Source organism: Actinocorallia aurea (assembly GCF_054783995.1).
In genome coordinates, this window is sequence record NZ_BAAGPQ010000004.1 from 54744 (window position 1) to 73873 (window position 19130).

General features: G+C 74.3%; 13 protein-coding genes. 7 read left to right on the top strand and 6 right to left on the bottom strand.

The window, feature by feature from the left end; all coding sequences use genetic code 11:
- The first annotated feature begins 141 nt into the window (after positions 1-141).
- From ACYVOM_RS07160 to ACYVOM_RS07170, 3 genes are read left to right on the top strand one after another with little or no spacing between them, the layout of a single operon-like run.
- On the top strand, positions 142-1143 hold the full coding sequence (locus ACYVOM_RS07160; RefSeq protein ID WP_460302439.1) for a hypothetical protein: 1002 nt from the start codon (positions 142-144) through the stop codon (positions 1141-1143).
- Positions 1143-1781, top strand: a complete 639-nt coding sequence (locus ACYVOM_RS07165; protein WP_460302440.1) for a hypothetical protein — start codon at positions 1143-1145, stop codon at positions 1779-1781. Before ACYVOM_RS07160 ends, ACYVOM_RS07165 begins: the two co-directional genes overlap by 1 nt.
- On the top strand, positions 1778-2596 hold the full coding sequence (locus tag ACYVOM_RS07170; protein WP_460302441.1) for an inositol monophosphatase family protein: 819 nt from the start codon (positions 1778-1780) through the stop codon (positions 2594-2596). The genes ACYVOM_RS07165 and ACYVOM_RS07170 overlap by 4 nt, the downstream gene beginning before the upstream one ends.
- A gap of 148 nt (positions 2597-2744) precedes the next feature.
- On the opposite strand, the gene ACYVOM_RS07175 is transcribed toward ACYVOM_RS07170, so the two are convergent.
- Positions 2745-4397, bottom strand: a complete 1653-nt coding sequence (locus ACYVOM_RS07175; RefSeq protein WP_460302442.1) for a penicillin-binding transpeptidase domain-containing protein — start codon at positions 4395-4397, stop codon at positions 2745-2747.
- Positions 4398-4517: 120 nt separating this feature from the next.
- On the opposite strand from ACYVOM_RS07175, the gene ACYVOM_RS07180 reads away from it, so the two are divergent.
- Both ACYVOM_RS07180 and ACYVOM_RS07185 read left to right on the top strand, forming a co-directional pair.
- On the top strand, positions 4518-5447 hold the full coding sequence (locus tag ACYVOM_RS07180) for a LysR substrate-binding domain-containing protein (RefSeq protein WP_460302443.1): 930 nt from the start codon (positions 4518-4520) through the stop codon (positions 5445-5447).
- The gene (locus ACYVOM_RS07185; protein ID WP_460302444.1) at positions 5444-6334 is read left to right on the top strand and encodes a serine hydrolase; all 891 of its coding nucleotides are present in this window, start codon (positions 5444-5446) and stop codon (positions 6332-6334) included. The genes ACYVOM_RS07180 and ACYVOM_RS07185 overlap by 4 nt, the downstream gene beginning before the upstream one ends.
- A gap of 63 nt (positions 6335-6397) precedes the next feature.
- Here ACYVOM_RS07185 and ACYVOM_RS07190 read toward each other — a convergent pair whose 3' ends face one another.
- Complete coding sequence (locus ACYVOM_RS07190) at positions 6398-7582, bottom strand: ArsB/NhaD family transporter (RefSeq protein WP_460302445.1); 1185 nt, start codon at positions 7580-7582, stop codon at positions 6398-6400.
- 194 nt (positions 7583-7776) lie between these two features.
- Between ACYVOM_RS07190 and ACYVOM_RS07195 the strand changes: the two genes are divergently transcribed.
- Both ACYVOM_RS07195 and ACYVOM_RS07200 read left to right on the top strand, forming a co-directional pair.
- Positions 7777-13413, top strand: a complete 5637-nt coding sequence (locus ACYVOM_RS07195; protein WP_460302446.1) for a WD40 domain-containing protein — start codon at positions 7777-7779, stop codon at positions 13411-13413.
- A gap of 133 nt (positions 13414-13546) precedes the next feature.
- Positions 13547-14401: a glycerophosphodiester phosphodiesterase gene (locus ACYVOM_RS07200; protein WP_460302447.1), complete on the top strand. Its 855-nt coding sequence runs from the start codon at positions 13547-13549 to the stop codon at positions 14399-14401.
- An 8-nt stretch (positions 14402-14409) separates the two neighbouring features.
- Here the strand turns inward: ACYVOM_RS07200 and coaE are convergent, their stop codons facing one another.
- The 4 genes from coaE to rpsA all read right to left on the bottom strand — a co-directional run bounded on the left by coaE (position 14410) and on the right by rpsA (position 18968).
- A complete protein-coding gene (coaE, locus tag ACYVOM_RS07205) occupies positions 14410-14997 on the bottom strand; it encodes a dephospho-CoA kinase (protein WP_460302448.1) in 588 nt (195 codons plus the stop codon).
- Positions 14998-15065: 68 nt separating this feature from the next.
- Entirely contained in the window at positions 15066-15542 is a 477-nt protein-coding gene (locus ACYVOM_RS07210; RefSeq protein WP_460302449.1) for a GNAT family N-acetyltransferase, read from the bottom strand.
- A complete protein-coding gene (locus tag ACYVOM_RS07215; RefSeq protein ID WP_460302450.1) occupies positions 15539-17431 on the bottom strand; it encodes an endonuclease/exonuclease/phosphatase family protein in 1893 nt (630 codons plus the stop codon). The genes ACYVOM_RS07210 and ACYVOM_RS07215 overlap by 4 nt, the downstream gene beginning before the upstream one ends.
- Before the next feature lie 67 nt (positions 17432-17498).
- A complete protein-coding gene (gene rpsA / locus ACYVOM_RS07220) occupies positions 17499-18968 on the bottom strand; it encodes a 30S ribosomal protein S1 (protein ID WP_460302451.1) in 1470 nt (489 codons plus the stop codon).
- Between the last annotated feature and the right edge of the window lie 162 nt (positions 18969-19130).

Here is a 19130-nt window from a genome sequence, read left to right on the forward strand (position 1 = left end):
TCCTGAACCGCTAGATCGCTCATTCCCCCCAGAAAGGACAGGCTTCACCGCCGGGCCATTCTTTGGGGAATTCTTGAGGCTGTCGCCGACCCGGGTTCTTTGTTTACGATGTGCAGGCCGCCGACAGGTACGGGGATCGCATTGGCACGGTTCGCCCTCTGGCTCGTCAAGAACGCCGACGGCGCGATCGCGCTGCTCGTCGCGGCCGTCGTGGCCGTCATCGGGCTGACCGACGACCCCGATCCACAGCTGGTCTCCGGGGCCACCCTCCTGGTCCTCGGCCTGCTGTCGGCGGGCATCCTGCGTGACCGCTACCGGCGCGTCCCGGTGGAGGAGGAGGTCCGCGAGTCCCTCGGCAGGCTGACGGTGCTGCCCGAGCGGCTGGAGCAGATCGAGGAGTTCGAGCAGCTCGTGCGCCGCTCCCGGCTCGCGCTGGACGAGTCCTCGGCGGTCCAGGTCCTCGGCGGCGCCGAGGTGGCCGCGGCGCTGGCCACCGCGCGCGAGGGCACCGACCGGTGGACGTTCAAGGGCGGCACCGGCACCTACATCAGGGCGGTGACCCTGCCCGACCTGGTGGCCTCGGCGCGCGTGGGCGGCCGGACCCTCCTCGTCCGGCTGGAGATCATCGACCCGTCCGACGGCGACGTGTGCGACACCTACGCCCGGTTCCGCCGGGCCGGGGCCGACAGCACCGGGGGGTCCGAGCCGTGGACCCTGGAGCGGACCCGCAAGGAGTCCTACGCGACGATCCTCGCCGTCTGCTGGTACACCGAGCGGTTCCGGCTGCTGGAGGTCGTCATCGGGCTCTCCCGGCAGATGACGACGTTCCGCTGGGACCTCTCGGCGTCCTGCGTGATCATCACCCGCGAGGAGGCCGCGGGCCCGGCCCTCAAGGTCGACAAGGGCAAGTTCACCTACGACTGGTGCGCGGCCGAGCTGCTCAACAGCCTCGACCAGGCCCGCCGCGTCCCGCTGGAGCAGGCCCGCGCCGCCCCGCTGTCGGACGAGCCGACGATCGAGGAGGTCCGGCGGCTCTTCCAGGCGCTCGGGCTCGCCCTGCCCCGCTCGTTCACCGACCGGGACGTCATGGACATCGCCCGCCGCGCGCTGCGCGCCGCCGACCCGTACCCCCGGGACCGCTGATGCGCTACGCGGAGCTGCACCGCCGGTGCGAGGCGGGCTCCGCGCCGGAGATCGCGCGCTGGGCGCACGGGGTGCTCACCGACGCGTCCGAGGGCGGGATCGACGGGGTCCTGCATCCGCTCGGGTTCCTGTGCCTGCCCGTCGAGCGGACCTCCGGAACGGGCGTCTGCGTGCACCTGTGGTCGCCCGAGCTTCCCCCGGCCCCCTCGACCACCTCGCTGTGGCACTGCCACAGCTGGGACCTGCTGAGCCTGCTCCTGTACGGCACCCTGCGCAACACGCTCGCCGGCCTCGCCGACGGCCCCGACCTGCGGGTGTTCCGCGTGGTCAGCGCGGCCGGCGGCGACACGCTGGAGGCGACGGCGCGGACCGTGCGGGCCGAGCCCTCCGACGGCGGTACCTTCACCCGCGGCGACGTCTACCGGCTGCCCGCGGGCGCGTTCCACCGGACCGAGGTCGCGGGCGAGGCGGCGACCGTCGCGCTCGGGGCCGACCGGCCCGGCGGGCACGACCTCACGCTCGGCGCGCCGGACCTGCGCTCGCACCGCGTGCGCCGCCGCCGCGGCGATCCCCGGCAGACGGCCCGGCTCGCGCGGCGGGCCGCCGAACTCCTCCTGGCGAACGGAGCACACCCATGATCGACCTGGTGCGAGCGCACGCGGTGGCGGTCGAGGCGGCCGAGGCGGCGGGCGCGGTCCTGGCGCCCGGCGCCCGGTTCGACGTGCGGGCCAAGGGCGCCGCCGGCGACCTGGTCACCGACCTCGACCTGCGGTCCGAGCAGATCATCATCGACCGGCTGCTGACCGCCTTCCCCGGCCACTCGGTCCTCGCCGAGGAGTCCGGCAGGACCGACGGGAACGGGGCGCTGTGGGTGATCGACCCCCTCGACGGGACCCACAACATGACGATCGGGCTGCCCGCCTACTCGGTGGGGATCGCGCTCTGCCTGGACGGCGCCCCCGCCGTCGGGGTGGTACACGATCCCGTCACGGGCCAGACGTGGTCGGCGGTGCGGGGCCGCGGCCCGCTCGGCCCGGACGGGGCGCCGCTGCCGCCGCCGGAACTCTCCCCCCGCAAAGGCCTCATCGTGTCCTACGTCGTCGGATACCCGGTGAGCCGGGACGATCCGACGGCGATGGCGCACCTGTACGTCCTCAACCGCGGGTGCAGCCGGGTCCTCGCGCTCTGGTCGCCGCAGCTCACCTGGATCATGCTCGCCCGCGGCCTCATCGACGCCGTCATCGGCTACCGCACCGGCCCGGTCGACCTCCCGGCCGGCGCCCTCATCGCCACCGAGGCCGGCGCCCGCCTCACCGCCCTGGACGGCGCCCCGTTCCCGATCTGCGTGGACGCCCCCGAGCACACCTTCGTCGCGGCCCGCCCGGAGGCGGCCGAGACGCTCCTGCCGATGCTCGCCTCCGCGTCGGGCCTCCGCATGCCCGAACCGGCCTGACCCGACCGCCGCGCGGCCGGCACCGCCCGCCGACGCCGTCGACGGTGATCTCGCCGGTGCGCCGCGGGCCGGCCGTCTCCGCGCCTCCTGGCCCGGCAGGTAAAGCGTCTGGCCCGCCGAGTCCTCGGCGATCGGCCGGTCGCCGGAGCTACAGGGCGTTCAGGAAGCGGGCGGCCACGGGGGCGGCGGCTTCGGCGCCGGCGCCGCCTCCTTCGACGATGACGGCGAAGGCCAGGTCGCCCTTGTAGCCGACGAACCAGGCGTGGCTCGGGGGGTTCTTGCCGGAGCCGTATTCGGCGGTGCCGGTCTTGCCGGCGGTGCCGGGCGGGAAGTCGACGGCGTGGGCGGTGCCCTCGGTGACGACGGCGGGCATCAGGACGCGCAGGGCCTTGCGGACGCCGGGGTCGAGCGGGTGGTCGGGTTCTGCCTTCTTGCCGCCCGCGTCGAGGGCCGCGCCGACGAGATCGGCGGGCACGAGCCGGGGCGAGCGCCAGGTGCCGTCGGCGGCCGCGGCGGCGACGGACGCCATGTTGAGCGGGCTGGTCAGCACCTCGCCCTGGCCGAACGCGGCGGCGGCGAGCGCGGTGTCGTCGGAGACCGCGGGGAACGCGGCGCGGACGGCGGGCAGGCCGGTGAGCACGGGCGCGTTGAAGCCGAACTGGGCGGCGACCTTCGCGAGCCGGTCCTCGCCGAGGTCGGCGACGGCCAGGTCGGCGAAGGTGGTGTTGCAGGAGTGCGCGAAGGCGTCCCGGAAGGGGATGGCGCCGAACTTCTCGAATCCGGCGTTCTTGAAGGTCCGGCCGCCGATCTCGGTCGTGGCCGGGCACTGCACGGTGTCGGTGGCCTTGAGGCCGCCCGAGACGAGCGCCGCGGCCGTCACGATCTTGAAGGTGGAGCCGGGAGGGTACTGGCCCATCAGCGCGCGGTTGTAGCCGCCGGGCTTGTTGGCGACGGCGAGGATCTCGCCGGTCGAGGGCCGCACGACCACCATCGAGGCGTTCTTCTTCACCGGGGACAGCGCGTCGCCCGCCGCGCGCTGGACGCGCGGGTCGATCGTCGTCTCCAGCGGCTCGCCCGCGGCGCCGTCGAACGCGGCGAGCTTCGCGACGGTCTTGGCGTCGCCGTCTCCGTCTCCCTCGACGATGCGGACCTCCAGCTTCGCAGACCCGGCGAGCCGCTTGTCGTACTGCCGGTTGAGGCCGTCCTGGCCGACCGGGTCGCCCTTGCGGTAGGGGGCGCCGAGCTCTTTCGCCTGCTCCTCGGTGGCCGCGCCGACGGGGCCGAGGAGCTGCTGCACCGATCCGGAGGGGCTGCCCCGCAGGTCCGAGCCGTCGGCTCCGGTGATCGCCCCGCGCTCGGCCGCGACGCGGACCGCGGTGAGCCGCTGCCCGTCGGCGAGCTCCGGATGCAGGACGGACGGCGCCCAGTCCACCCGCCACTCGCCGTCCTTCTCGCGCAGCGCGAAGGTGCCGTCGTACTTCCATACGCCCGACCCGCCGAGGGTCAGCCCGGCCTGGTAGTGGGCGGTGGCCGTGTCGCCGTCCGCGACGGACACGAGCCGGATCGTCTGGGCGGTCACGCCGAGGTCGGTCCACGTCCTGGCGAGCCGGTCGGGGAGGTCGGCCGGGTCCCCTTCGGTGAGGGCCGCCATCTGCGCGGCGTCCCGGTCCTGCCAGGCGGCGGCGAACCGCGCCGCGACGTCCTCGGGCCCGTCTCCGCTCGTCAGCGCCCAGAGCGTGCCCGCTCCGGCCGCCACGAGGACCGTCGCCCCGGCCGCGATCACCGCTGTCCTGCGCCGCATGAGCCTTCCGCCTTCCCCCGGTTGGATCCCCAAGACAAACCAGGACAGCAGAAGATCACGAATATGTCCAAGATGGGTATTGATTACACATTGATATGCAAAGCCCTATAGTTCCTAGTCATGAACCTCGTGGGGCACCTGGAGTGCTTCGTGGTGGTCGCCGAAGAACTCCACTTCGGCCGGGCCGCCGCGCGGCTCGGCATGGCCCAGCCACCCCTCAGCCAGCGCATCCAGCGCCTGGAGGGCGAGCTCGGCACCCGGCTGTTCGACCGCTCCAGCCGCCGCGTCGCGCTCACCGAGACCGGAAGGCTGCTCCTGGACGACGCCCGGGAGCTCCTGTCCCATGTCGAGCGTATCCGCGGCATCGCCTTCCGCGCGGGCGAGCGCGCCGTGCTGCGCGCGGGCATCCCCGAGGACCTCGACGGGCGCGTCGTGGCCGCCCTCATCGGCGCCTACCGCGACGTGCGCCCCGACCTCCCGCTCGACCTGCGGCCCGCGAGCACTGCCGAGCACCTGCGCGCGCTTGCCGAAGGCCTCCTCGACGTCGCCGTGGTGCGCCACCCTTGCGATGTCTCCGGCCTGGCCCTCGGGCCGATGCTCGGGCAGCCGCTCGGCGTCCTGCTACCCGAGGGGTCGGCCCTCGCCGCCTCCCCCGTCCTCCCGCTCGCCGAGTTGCGCGGCCACGACCTCGTCGTCGACCTGGGCGCCGTGCCGCCCGCGGACCTGCTCGCCGCGTGCGCGCCGCACGGGTTCGCGCCCGAGGCCGTGCACGAGTCCCCGCACCCCCAGTTCACGCTCGGCCTCGTCCTCGCCGGGACCGCCGTGGCGCTCGTCCCGCGCGCCCGGACGGTGCCGGGCACCGTGTGGCGGCCCCTGGAAGGCGACCCGCTGCTGTGGCGGACGTCCTGCGCCTGGCGGGCCGGCCACTCCCCCGACGGCGCGCTCACCGACCTCGTCGAGGTCGCGACCCGCGTGCTGCGCGCCGAGGCCGCCATGACGTCCGTCGCGCCCCGGCTCGCGCCGCGCCCGTCCTCCGGGTTCCTCGCGTGATCGCCGGGGCCGCGGGCCGCATCGAGGCCGAGTTCCGCGACGCGGGCGTGCGCGGCCTGCTGCACGCGCTCGACCTGGACTCCGGCGCGGAGGTCGCGGTCGGGGCCGACGAGCCTGCCGTGCTCGCGTCGGTGTTCAAGGTGCCGCTGCTCGTCGCGTTCCTCCGGCGGGCCGCCGCCGGGGCGCTCGACCCGCGCGAGAGCGTCGTCCTGCCGCCCGAGACCCGGGTCGCCGGGCCCACCGGCACCTCGGTGCTGCTGGACGAGGTGCGGATGTCGCTGCGCGACCTCGCCTGCCTGATGATCACCGTGAGCGACAACACCGCGGCCGACGCGGTGCTGGAACGGGTCGGGCTCGCCCACGTCAACCGCGCGCTCGACGAGCTGGGCCTCTCCGGCACCCGGGTCGTCGGCGGCGCGGGCGACCTGCACGCCTCGATGCTCGCCGACGCGGGCGTCACCGAGCCGACCGAGCTGTGGGCGCGGATCGGCGAGCCCGGCATGCTCGCGCGGCTGTCCGCGCTCGACCCCGCCCGCGCCACCCGCGGCACCGCCCGCGAGATGACCCGCCTGCTCGCGGCGATCTGGCGCGACGAGGCCGCGCCGCCCGACGCGTGCGCGCTGATGCGCCGGATGCTCGGCCTCCAGGTCTGGCCGCACCGGCTGGCGTCCGGCTTCCCGTACGACGACGTCGTGGTGAGCGGAAAGACCGGCACCCTGCCCACGCTGCGCAACGAGATCGGCGTCGTGGAGTACCCCGACGGAGGCCGCTACGCCGTCGCCGTCTTCACCCGCTCGCCGCGCGCGACCTCCGCCCAGCCCCGCGCCGACGCCGTCATCGGCACCGCCGCGCGCCTCGCCGTCCAGACCCTGCGCTCAGCCGACTAGAGAGCAGGCCTAGGAACACCCTCCCAGACCGGCCGGGGCAGGCCGAGAGACCTGCGCGGGCGGCTAGAGCAGGACGAGGGCGGTGACCGAGGCGGGGAGGGCGACGGCGGCGAGGAGGGCGCCGTGGGCGGCGAAGCGGCCGATGGGGACGGCGAGTTCGAAGCGGCGGCACCACTCGAACCACAGCAGGGTCGCCAGGGACGCCCAGGGCGTGATGAGCGGGCCCACGTTGGTGCCGATGAGCAGGGCGAGGAGCTGGTCGTCGTTGCCCGGGGGCACGGCGGCCTCGCCCGCGGTGTAGGCGGGCAGGTTGTTGATGAGGTTGGACAGTCCCGCGCCCACCGCGGACGCGCGCAGCGCGCCCCCGAACCCGCCGTCCGCGCCGACGAGCGCGGTCATGACGGCGTCGAGGCCGAACCTGACGAGCACGGGCACCACGAGGAACAGCCCGGTGACGAACACGAGCAGCCGCCAGGGCACCAGCGCCGGCCGCAGCGCCGTGGGCCGCCGCGCGCCGAACACCAGCGCCAGCGCCAGCGCCGCCGCGCCCGCCGCGTACTCGACGGGGACGCCCGCGAGGACCCCGGCGACGAAGCCGAGGCAGGCCGCGGCGGCCGCCCCGCACAGGAACCCGTCCCGGACGCGTTCGGGCGCGGGCGGCTCGTAGGCCTCGGCCCCGCGCGCGCCGCGCCGCCAGTACAGCACCCAGAGCGCGAGCATCGTGACCGCGATCGCGACGAGCTGGGGCGCCCACATGCGGGCCGCGAAGTCCCAGGGCGCCAGCGCGACCCGGTCGGCGGCGAGCAGGTTCGTCAGGTTGGACACGGGCAGGAGCAGGCTCGCGGTGTTGGCGAGCCAGACCGTCGTCATCGCCAGCGGGAGCGCGGCGATCCCCGAGCGGGCGGCGAGCGCCAGCATGACGGGGGTGAGCAGGACGGCCGTGGTGTCGAGGTTCAGGAAGACCGTCGTGAGCGAGGCGAAGGCCGTGCACAGCAGGAAGAGCCTGCCGTACCGGCCCTTGCCCGCGATGGCGATCCGGGCGGCGACGACGTCGAAGAGCTGCGCGGTCTTGGTCAGCTCGACCAGCACGATGACGGCGACGAGGAACACCAGCAGGGGCGCGATCCGGCGCAGGTTCGCCTCGGCCTCCGCGGCGGGCAGCAGCCCGGTGAGCACGAAGACCGCGCCGGCCGCGAGCAGGGCGAAGCGGATCCAGTCCAGCGCGGGGACGCGGCTCACCCAGGTCACCGGCGACGGCCTCCTCAACGCGTGCGGATCCGGAGTCATGATCTCCGACGGACGGCGCGACTTCAACGGGGGATTCATCACCTGCGGCACGCGGTATCCGACATACCAGAAAAGGACTCTTCGCGTTTCCGGGGAAATCCGGAAGCGGGTCGCGGGCCATTCTCACCGGCGGAAGATCCCGTGATACTGGCGGCATGACGACGGGGCAGCGGACTGACGTCTTCGTTTCCTACAATCCCGCGGACGAGCGCTGGGCCGCGTGGATCGCCTGGGAGCTGGAGGACGCCGGGTACCGGACGATGATGCAGGCCTGGGACTTCGTGCCAGGGACCAACTTCATCGACTTCATGGACCGCGGGGTGAGCGAGGCGCAGGTCGTCGTCGCGGTGCTGTCACGCCACTACCTGCGCTCACGCTACGGCCGGATGGAGTGGCAGGCCGCCATCCGGGCCTCCCCCGACGACCCGTCGGCCAAGCTCATCACCGTCCGGCTGGAGGACTGCGAGCTGGAGGGGCTGCTCTCCACGATCACCTACGTCGACCTCGTGGGCGTCCCCGACGAGGAGACGGCCAGGGACCTCCTGCTCACCCGGGTCCGCCAGGCCGTCGAGGGCCGCGCCAAGCCCGCCGAGCGGCCGCCCGGCCCGTTCACGCCCGCCGAGCCGCTGCCCGCGGGCGGCGGCCGGCCCGCCCGCCGCGCCCCGTCCGCGCAGCCCGCGTTCCCCTCGGGAACGCCCGACGCCGCGGCGGGGCCGGAATCGGTCACGATCCTGCACCTCGCCGGGCCCCGGTTCGGCCGGACGCTCGCCGACGAGCCGCTCGACGCCGCCGAACTCCAGGAGCGGGTCGCGGCCGACCTCGCCGAACTGCGCGCCGAACCCGATCTCGTGGTCGTCACCGGCGACCTCACCGAGTCCGGCAGCCGCCGCGAGTGCGCCGAGGCCGCCGCGTTCCTCACCGGGCTGCGCGCCCAGCTCGGCCTGGAGCCGCACCGGATCATCGTCGTGCCGGGCGTCCGGGACGTCACCAAGGCCGCCTCGCGGTCGTACTTCGAGCTGTGCGACGCCGACGACGTCGAGCCCCAGCCTCCGTACTGGCCGAAGTGGCGGCACTTCGCGGGGCTGTTCGCCGAGCTGTACCGCGGCCTGGACGGCACGGTGTTCGACAGCGCCCAGCCGTGGACCCTGTTCACCGTGCCCGAGCTGCGCCTGGCCGTCGCCGGGCTGAACTCCACGATGGCGGTCAGCCACCGGGCGGGCGAGGACCACGGCCAGGTCGGCCACGCGCAGGCCGCCTGGTTCGCCGGAAGGCTGCGCGGGCTCGGCGAGGGCTGGCTGCGCCTCGGCGCCGTCGCGCACAGCCCCGACCCGGCCGCCGCGGGCCGGATGCGCGACGCCGACCTCCTCGGCCGGATCGTCGCGCCGTCCCTCGACCTCGTGCTGCACGGCGGCGCGGGGGCGGCGGACGACGAGCTGCCGTCCGGCGCCGCGGTGTTCGCCTCCCCCGCGCCCGGCCGCCTCCAGGTGCTCACCCTCGACCACACCGGCGTCACCGTGTCCCGGCTCGGCGCGGAGCCCGTGCGCGTCGCGCGGCCCGGCCTCGTGCGCCGCACGCCGCCGCCGCCCGGCGTGCCCGCGCCGAGCAGCGCCGCCGACGACCCGCCCGGCCCCGCCGAGGTGCTGCTCGACCAGATCGTCGAGGCGTGCGAGACCCGCTTCCCCGGCGCCCGCGTCCGCCGGGTCGCGGCCGACCCCCCGCACCTGCTGGTGACCCGGATGGAGGACGGGTTCGTCCGCCAGTTCCGGATCGGCGCCCATCCCGGCACCGTCGGCGAGGAGGAGGTCGCCGCGTTCCTGCGGCACGTGCACGCGGGCGGCGACGCGCACGGCTCGGAGCTGGTCCACCTCGGCGACCCGCCTTCCCGGGAGCTCCGCGCCGACGCCCTGCGGCGGGGCGTGCGCCTGCGCAGCCTGACGGAGTTCCAGGGCCTCCTCGACCTCTCCGGATACGTCGCGGGCCAGACCGCGCGCCTGGAGGCCGATCCGCTCTACCCGCCCGGCATGTACGTCCCGCAGCGGTTCCGGGAGCTCGACGGCGGCGACTCCACGGCGGTCCGCGAAGGACTCGCCGACGAGATGCTCCGCGCGCTCGGCGGCGACCACGGCAGGTTCCTGCTGCTGCTCGGCGACTTCGGGCGCGGCAAGACGTTCTCGCTGCGCGAGGTCGCGCGGCGCATCCCCGCGGAGCTGCCCTCGCTCATCCCGATCCTCATCGAGCTGCGCGCGCTCGACAAGGCGCAGTCCGTCGAGGCGCTCGTCGCCGCCCACCTCGCCGCGCACGGCGAGGAGCTGATCGACCTGCGCGCGTTCCGCTACATGCTGCGGCAGGGCAGGATCGTGCTGCTCTTCGACGGGTTCGACGAGCTCGTCACGCGCGTGACCTATGACCGGGCGGCCGATCATCTGGAGACCCTGCTGGCCGCCGCCGAGGGCGACGCGAAGATCGTCGTGGCCTCGCGGACCCAGCACTTCAAGTCGCACGCCCAGGTGTTCACCGCGCTCGGCGAGCGGGTCGGGACCGTGCCGAACCGCCGGGTGTGGGGCGTCGAGCCGTTCACGCCCGCGCAGATCCGCGCCTACCTCGGCAACCGGTACCGCGACGAGGCCGCCGCCGACCGCCGGATGGCGCTGCTGCGCGGCGTGGAGGAGCTGCTCGGCCTCGCCCAGAACCCGCGCATGCTCGGCTTCATCGCCGACCTGCCCGAGGAGCGGCTCCGCCTCGTCGCCCAGGCGCGGCGCACCGTCAGCGCCGCCCACCTCTACCAGGAGATCCTCACCGCCTGGCTGGCGCACGAGGAGCGGCGGATGCGCGGCATCCCCGGTTCCCCCGACGGGCTGTCGACGGCCGACCTGTGGCTCGCGGCGGGCACACTGGCGCTGCGGCTGTGGGAGACCGGCGAGTCGCATCTGCGCCTGGACGAGCTGAGCGAGGTCGCCGAGACGCTGTCCGGCCTCGCCGAGACCGACATGTCGCCCGGCCAGACCACGCACGCGGTCGGCGCGGGCGGGCTGCTGGTGCGCACCGACGACGGCCTGTTCGGCTTCATCCACGGCTCGGTCCCCGAGTGGCTGGTCGCCCGCAGGATCGCCGACGACCTCGCCGCGGGCGGCGACTCCGCCCCCCTCGGCCGCCGCCCGCTCTCCCAGCTGTCCGTCGACTTCCTGTGCGACCTCGCCGATCCCGAGGCCTGCCGCCGCTGGACGGCCCGCGTCCTCGCCGACCCCGGATCCGGCGACGTGCGGCGCGCGAACGCCGTCAAGATCTCCACCCGGCTGCGCACGCCGCCGCGCACCGACCTGCGCGGCGCCAACCTCCAGGGCGAGGACCTGTCCTACCGGAACCTGGCCGAGGTCGACCTCACCGGGGCCGACCTCACCGACGCCCACCTCGTCGGCGCCGACCTCACGCGGGCCGTCCTGCGCGGCGCGACCCTCGCCGGGGCGCGGCTGGACGAGGCGCGGCTGACCGGCGCCGACCTCACCGGGGCCGACCTCAGCCGGGCCCGCCTCCTCGGCACCGACCTGCGCGACGCCGTCGTCACCGGCGGCACCTGGACGCGCGCCGCGCTCATCGCCACCCGCGGCGCGGCCGCCGCCCGGGTCGGGCCGCGCGGCGCCGCGGTCGTGCCGGGCGACCCGGTCGAGGCCCAGTTCGCGCCCGCGGCCATGGGCATCCCGTTCGGGTTCCACTTCCAGAACAGCCGCATCCCCGCGCCCGTCTCCTACAGCCCCGACGGCGCCACCGTCGCGTTCGGCGTCGAGGACGGCTCGGTGCTGCTCTGCGACTCGCGCACCGGCCTGCCCCTGCGCACCCTGCGCGGCCACCGCGACCGGGCCTACGCCGTCGCCTACGCCGGGGACGACCTCCTCGTCACCGGGGCCGCCGACGGCACCCTGCGGCTGTGGGAGGCCGCGACCGGCCGGGAGAGGCGGGTCATCGACGTCCATCCCGAAGGGGTGTGGCCGGTCGTCACCGACGGCGTCCGCCTCGCCGCGGGCGCCGCCGACGGGGCCGTCCGCCTGTGGGATCTGACGGTCGACGACGAGCCGTACCTCACCCTTCCCGGACACGACGCGCCCATCTACACGTGCGCGTTCAGCCCCGACGGGCGGTGGATCGTCACCGGGGACAGCCGGGGGACGGTCCGGGTCTGGACGGCCGAAGGCATGCCCGCGCACCGGATCGAAGGGGACGGACCCGTCTACCGGGTGCTGTTCACCGACGAAGGCCTCCTCGCCACCTGTGACTCCCTCGGCAAGGTCAGCCTGTGGGACCTGCCTTCCGGAGCCGTCCTGCGCGAATTCACCGGGCACACCGGCCGCGTCTACGCCCTGTGCGCCCGAGGCTCCCTGCTCGTCTCCGGCGACACCGATGGCGGCGTGCGCCTGTGGGACCTCTCCGGCCGCAACCCCTCCCGCTCCCTGCCCGGACACACGGGCGCGATCTACAACGCCCTGCTCGACCCGTCGGGGGAGGTCCTCGCCACCTCCGACAGCGACGGGGCCGTCCACCTCTGGGACGTCTCGGGCGCCGAGGGCCTCTGGCCCGCCTCGTTCGGCCACCGCACGCGGGTCCTCAGCGGGCACCGCGGCGCCGTGTGGCCGCCCGTCTTCCGGCCCGGGGGCGGCCAGCTCGCGACGGTCTCGGGCGACGGCACCGCCCGGCTGTGGGACACCGCGACGGGCGCCTGCCGGCACACCCTGCGCGGCCACGGCAGGCGGATCACCACGGTCGCGTTCAGCCCGGACGGGTCCCTCCTGGCCACCGCCGGCAACGACGGCGTCGTGCGCCTGTGGGACCCCGCGACGGGCGCCCCCGCGGGCGCACCGCTCACCGGTGAGGCCGACCGTCTCACCTCCGTGGTGTTCAGCCCCGACGGGCAGCGGATCGGCACCGCCACCAACGACGGCGGCGTCCAGCTCCGCCAGGCCTCGACCGGCGCGTTCGAGCGCGAGCTGTCGGTCGGCACCGACCACGTGTGGGCGCAGGCGTTCAGCCCGAACGGCGACATCCTCGCCACCGCCAACGACGACGACACCGTCCGGCTCTGGTACCACACCACCGGCAGGGAGGTGGGCAACCTCTCCGCCCACCGCGGCCGCGTCCGGTGCATCGACTTCTCCCCCGACGGCGCCCGCGTCGCCACCGGATGCGACGACCGGACGGTCCGGATCTGGGACACCGCGACCGGCGCGCTCCTGCACACCCTCGAAGGCCACGGCGACCGCGTCTACCAGGTGGCGTTCGACCCGTCCGGCGCGCTGCTCGCCAGCGTGAGCAACGACGGCACGGCCCGGCTGTGGAACACCGCGACCGGGGCGACCCTGCGCAGCTTCGAGGGCCACTCCGGGCGGCTGTGGACCGTCGCCTTCTCCCCCGACGGCGGCGCCCTCGCGACCGCGGGCGACGACCAGGTGATCCGGCTGTGGGACGCCGCGACCGGCGAGCCGCTCGCCGTCCTCGCCGGGCACACCCGCCGCGTGTGGTCGGTGGCGTTCTCCCCGGACGGCGGCCTGCTGGCCAGCGGCGGCGACGACGGCACCGTCCTGCTGTGGACGGTGCCCGCCGACCCGGCCCGCGCGCACCTGCGCTGCACCCTCCTCGGCCTCGCCGAAGGCTGGGCGGTGGTCACGCCCGACGGCCGCTACAAGCACCGTGGCGCGGTCGCCGGCCAGTTCTGGTGGGCTGCCGGGCTCTGCCGGTTCGAGCCCGGCGAGATGGACGAGCACCTCCCGTCGGTGCGCCGCCTTCCCGTCGAGGAGCCGCTCTGACCGGCTTCGCCCACCGCGCCCGAACCTCACCACGCACGGTCGCCGAGAAGGTGTGGCGGGCGCTTGCGCGGTGGCCTACGGTGGTCGTCGCCCGCCGTCCCGCGGCGGTCCGTCTCTCCTGGAGGATTCGCGCATGCCCCGCCTCGGCGTCCTGCTGGTGACGGCCGTCTCCCTGCCCCTCGCGTTCCCCGCCGCGCCCGCGTCCGCCGCCGAACCCGCCGACCGGGCCGCCGACGGAGACGTCGCCGTCATCGCGCACCGGGGCGCCGCGGCCTACGCGCCGGAGAACACCGTCGCGGCGATCCAGGAGGCGGGCCTGCGCGGCGCCGACCTGGTCGAGGTCGACGTCCGCCAGACCAAGGACGGCAGGCTCGTCGTCCTGCACGACGCCGGGCTCACCCGCACCACCGACGCGCGCCGCAAGTTCCCCAAGCGCAAGTCCTGGAAGGTCCGCGACCTGACGTTCGCCCAGGTCCGCACGCTGGACGCGGGCCGGTGGTTCGGCACCGTCTTCCGCGGCCAGAAGGTGCCCACCCTCGCCGAAGCGCTCAAGGCCGCCAGATCCGCACGGCTCGGCATCATCCTGGAGCTGAAGGACCCCTCGGCGTACCCGGGTATGACGACCCGCGTGGCCCAGATGCTCAAGGCCGACCCCTACTGGAGCACCGGAGGCCGCGCCCTCGTCCAGAGCTTCGACTTCGACGCCGTCCGCGAGGCCAACGGCAGGCTGCCGGACGGGGTGCGCACGGGCGTGCTCGGCAGCCCGAGCTTCGCCGACATGCTCCGTGCCCGCTTCTACGCCGACGTCCTGCACGTCCCGAAGGGGTCGGCGGGGGCGGCCTACGTCGCGCAGGCGCACAACGCGCTGTACAAGGTGTACGCCTACACCGCCAACGACGCCTCCTCAGCCCGCCGCCTGGCGGACTCCGGCGTCGACGGCATCACCACCGACCGCCCCGACGTCCTGCGGACCGCCCTCGACTCTTAAGGCCCCGCCTACAGCGACGCCCACAGCTCGTCGACGCGGGCGTGCAGCTCCTCCAGGGTGCCGGAGTTGTCGATGACCCAGTCGGCGATGGCCAGGCGCTGCTCGCGGGTCGCCTGCGCGGCGATCCGGGCGCGGGCCGCCTCCTCGGTCATCCCCCGCTGGGAGGTGAGCCGCTCGATCTGGACCTCCAGCGGCGCGTCCACCACGACGACGAGGTCGTACAGCGGCTTCAGCCCGTTCTCGGCGAGCAGCGGCACGTCGTAGACGACGACGGCGTCGTCCGGCGCGGCCTCCAGCAGTTCTTGGCCGCGCGCGCCGATCAGCGGGTGGGTGATGGCGTTCAGCGCCTTCAGCTTTTCGGCGTCGGCGAACACGATCGCGCCGAGCGCCTCCCGGTCGAGCGCGCCGTCCGGGCGCAGCACGCCCTCGCCGAACTCCGCGGCGATCGCGGCCAGGCCCGGCGTGCCCGGCTCGACGACCTCGCGGGCGATCGCGTCGGAGTCGATGAGCACCGCGCCGTGCGCGACGAGACGGCGCGACACCTCGCTCTTGCCCATTCCGATGCCGCCGGTCAGCCCGACGCGCACTCTCGGCATGCTCTCCTCGTTTCTCCCCGGGGTGGGGTGTCTCGCACGGGCCGCCCCTTCAGGGCGGCGCCGCCGCCTCAGTCCGCGGTGCCCGGCAGTTCCTTGCGCAGGTGGACGTGCACCAGGTGGTCGGAGATCCGCTCCCTGCGGAACTCGGCGTAGCCGTGCCGCCGGTACAGCCGCAGGTTCTGCTCCGACAGGTGGCCGGTGAACAGCACGAGGGACTTCGCCAGGCCGCGCATCTCGTCCTCGACGGCGCGCAGCAGGGCGGAGCCGATGCCCCGCCCCTGCCGGTCCGGGGCGACGACGAGCCGGCCGACGAGGCACGTGCCGCCCTCGACCGCGGTGCGGACGGACCCGACGAGCCTGCCGTCCTCCACGGCCTTCAGGACGACCGCGGCGCCGTCCAGCAGCGCGACCATCCGCTCGTACGGCTCCACCAGCGGAGGCAGGAACGGGTCCCCGTACAGCTGCGCCTCGGTGACGTAGGCGGCCCGCTGAAGGGTGATGATCTCCCCCGCGTCCGCGACGCCGGCCGTGCCGATCTCGATCACCGGCCCGCCTCGGCGGTGACGGCGACGAGCCCGCCTTCCACCACCGACGTCTGGCCGAACACCATGTCGTCGGTGCCGAAGATGTTCTGGGTGACGCCCTCGGCGAGGGTGCCCGGGGCGCGGCGCAGGCCGGCGGAGGTCAGCACGCTGATCTCCTCGGCGTCTGCCTCGGTGCTGAGGTCGCCGGTGACGATCGTGCGCGGCGCGCCGCTCCACGCCTTCACCAGCGCGGCCATCTCGACCGCGCGGACGTCGTCGCGGTCCTCGCCGGGGGCGAGGCGGGTCGTCCAGACGTCGACGGTCGCGTCACCCTCGCCGAGCCGCGCCCACACGTAGCCGCGGACCTGGTCGCCGCTGAACACCCGCGCGCTGCCCGTCGACTGCACCGGGACGGAGCTGAGGATCGCGTTGCCGTACTGGGAGTCGGCCGCGGGGCCCCACACGAGCGTCATCTCCAGCCGGCGCGACAACCAGACGCCGAGGTCGGCGGTGCCGGACGCGGTCGCGCCCCTGCCGACGTCCTGGAGCGCCACCACGTCGGCCTTCTGCGCCTCGACGAGCAGGGCGATCCGCTCGGGGTCGAGCCTGCCGTCGTGCATGGCCTGGTCGATGTTGAGCGACACCACGCGCAGTTCGGCGGCGTCGCCGGTGGGCGCGGGCGCCTCGGCGGACCTGCCGAACACGAACGGCGGGACCAGCAGCAGGAGGCAGGCGCCGAAAGCGGCCAGGGCCCGCTGGGGCGCGCGCGCGGGCAGCGGGCCGCCGCGCGCCGCGGCGATCGCGGCGAGCAGGCCGAGCAGGATGCCCGCGAGGCCGGAGAGCGCGTTGTTGGGGAACGGCAGGGGGTGCTCGGGGTTCAGCGTGTACGGCACCAGGATCGCCGCCAGCGCGAGGCCGCCGAGGGCCGCGCCGAGATCGACCCGCCAGATGGGGCCGCCGGTCCCGGCCAGGCGCAGCGGCGCGCGGCAGGCGACCGCCAGCAGCCAGGCGGCGAGGAGCTGGGCGGGCACGACCGCGATCACGACGAGCTTGCCGTCGAGCGCGTAGGTTCCCGCGACCGCGCCCGCGCAGACGCCCAGCAGGGTGCCGCCGAGGACGCCGACGCCGCCGGGCACGGCCCGCACCGCCAGGCCCGAGGCCAGGAACGCCAGGGCGAGCGCCTGGCCCGCCCAGACGACGTAGCAGGCCGTCGTCAGCGAGAGCCAGCCGGACGACGCCACGAAGGCCGGATTGGACAGCACGAGCACCTGGAGGGCGAGGAACGGCCCGAGGGCCGCCGCGCCGAGCGCGTCGCGCCAGCTGATGCCGGGGAACGGCACCGCGGGCGAGGACATCTCCCGGGCGAGCGCCGCGATGCCGGCGGCCACCACCACCAGGCAGACTGCCCACGCGCCGACGCCTTCGCGCCACACCGCGTCCCAGGTGCCGAAGAGCATCCGGACGCTGGTGTCGAACGCGAGGCCCGCCGTCGCGGCGATGGAGAAGCCGACGCCCGACAGGCCTCTGGAGCTCTCGTACAGCGCGGGCAGCGCCAACAGGCCGAACGCGGTGCCGACGACGGCCAGGTTGAGCACCGGGCCCGTCCCCTGCGCCACCACGCGGGTGAGCAGGAGGCCGCCGACGCCGATGACCACCAGCCAGCGGGGGCCGCGCAGCGCTCTGATGGCCGGGGCGAGGAACGCCGCGGCGGCGGCGACCAGGCCCAGCCCGAGGGCTGCGCCGACGGAGGTGTTCGAGAACGCGGGGAGGCTGTACCGGAGCGTCTCGGCGAACACCGCCACCGTCACGGCGATGAGCGTCAGCCGGGCGACGCCCCGGGGAACGATGGAGGGCCCTGCCGGTGGTCCGGCAGGGCCCTCCATCTGAGTGCCTTTGTCAGTCGTGACCACCCTGAAGATGGTAGCGGCTGATCGGGACGGCTCATCCGATGAGGAGTGAACCGCCCCTTATCGCAACTTACTGGTTGCCCGAGAGCTTCTCGCGCAGGGCCGCCAGCGCCTCGTCGGTCGCCAGGGCGCCGCCCGTGGTCTCCTCGGCGCCACCGCTGTAAGAGGTGGCCGCGCCGCCCTCGCCGCCGGCAGCCTCGGCGTCGGCCTTGCGGGCCTCGTCGATCTGCTTGCGGTGGGCGTCGAAGCGGGTCCGGGCCTCGGCGTACTGCCGCTCCCAGGTCTCGCGCTGGGCGTCGTAGCCCTCGAGCCACTCACCGGTGTCGGCGTCGAAGCCCTCGGGGTACTTGTAGTTGCCCTCGGCGTCGTACTCGGCCGGCATGCCGTACAGGGTCGGGTCGAAGTCCTCGTCGGTGACCTCGGCGGCGCCCTCGTTGGCCTGCTTCAGCGAGAGGCTGATGCGACGGCGGTCGAGGTCGATGTCGATGATCTTGACGAAGATCTCGTCGCCGACCTGGACGACCTGCTCCGGGATCTCCACGTGGCGCTCGGCCAGCTCGGAGATGTGGACCAGGCCCTCGATGCCCTCCTCGACCCGGACGAACGCACCGAACGGCACCAGCTTGGTGACCCGGCCGGGGACGACCTGGCCGATCTGGTGGGTGCGGGCGAACTGCTGCCACGGGTCTTCCTGGGTCGCCTTGAGCGACAGGGAGACGCGCTCGCGCTCCATGTCGACGTCCAGGACCTCGACCGTGACCTCCTGGCCGACCTCGACGACCTCGGACGGGTGGTCGATGTGCTTCCAGGACAGCTCCGAGACGTGCACCAGGCCGTCGACGCCGCCGAGGTCCACGAACGCACCGAAGTTGACGATCGAGGACACGACGCCCTTGCGGACCTGGCCCTTCTGGAGGGTGTTGAGGAAGGTCTGGCGAACCTCGGACTGGGTCTGCTCCAGCCAGGCGCGGCGGGACAGGACCACGTTGTTGCGGTTCTTGTCCAGCTCGATGATCTTGGCCTCGAGCTCCTTGCCGACGTACGGCTGGAGGTCGCGGACACGGCGCATCTCGACCAGGGACGCCGGGAGGAAGCCGCGGAGGCCGATGTCGAGGATGAGACCACCCTTGACGACCTCGATGACCGTACCGGTGACGATGCCGTCCTCGTCCTTGATCTTCTCGATCGTGCCCCAGGCGCGCTCGTACTGGGCGCGCTTCTTGGACAGGATCAGGCGACCTTCCTTGTCCTCCTTCTGGAGGACCAGGGCCTCGACCTCGTCGCCGACGGAGACGACCTCATTGGGGTCGACGTCGTGCTTGATCGAAAGCTCGCGGGACGGGATCACGCCCTCGGTCTTGTAGCCGATGTCGAGCAAGACCTCGTCTCGATCGACCTTGACGACGGTGCCTTCGACGATGTCGCCGTCATTGAAGTACTTGATGGTCAGGTCGATCGCGGCGAGGAAATCCTCGGCGGAACCGATGTCGTTGACCGCAACCTGCGGGGTGGTCGAGGTGGCTTCGGTGCTGCTCGTCATGTGTGGACTGGCTCCGGGTACGGACATGAGTCGATATGAAGCGCGAGGGCCCATTTCGTCCCTGCCAAGACCGGAGATGAGGAGCCGAGGCTCCCGAGTTGACCGATGTCGACCAGATCGAGCGTGCGCCTGCTCTGTCTGAAGCACCGCAGGCCCACAGCG

Excerpts from the sequence above, each read along its gene's own strand:
- ACYVOM_RS07165 (WP_460302440.1), top strand. The coding sequence starts at position 1,143 with ATGCGCTACGCGGAGCTGCACCGCCGGTGCGAGGCGGGCTCCGCGCCG.
- rpsA (WP_460302451.1), bottom strand. The coding sequence starts at position 18,968 with ATGACGAGCAGCACCGAAGCCACCTCGACCACCCCGCAGGTTGCGGTC.
- ACYVOM_RS07180 (WP_460302443.1), top strand. The coding sequence starts at position 4,518 with ATGAACCTCGTGGGGCACCTGGAGTGCTTCGTGGTGGTCGCCGAAGAA.
- ACYVOM_RS07170 (WP_460302441.1), top strand. The coding sequence starts at position 1,778 with ATGATCGACCTGGTGCGAGCGCACGCGGTGGCGGTCGAGGCGGCCGAG.
- ACYVOM_RS07175 (WP_460302442.1), bottom strand. The coding sequence starts at position 4,397 with ATGCGGCGCAGGACAGCGGTGATCGCGGCCGGGGCGACGGTCCTCGTG.
- ACYVOM_RS07195 (WP_460302446.1), top strand. The coding sequence starts at position 7,777 with ATGACGACGGGGCAGCGGACTGACGTCTTCGTTTCCTACAATCCCGCG.
- ACYVOM_RS07200 (WP_460302447.1), top strand. The coding sequence starts at position 13,547 with ATGCCCCGCCTCGGCGTCCTGCTGGTGACGGCCGTCTCCCTGCCCCTC.
- coaE (WP_460302448.1), bottom strand. The coding sequence starts at position 14,997 with ATGCCGAGAGTGCGCGTCGGGCTGACCGGCGGCATCGGAATGGGCAAG.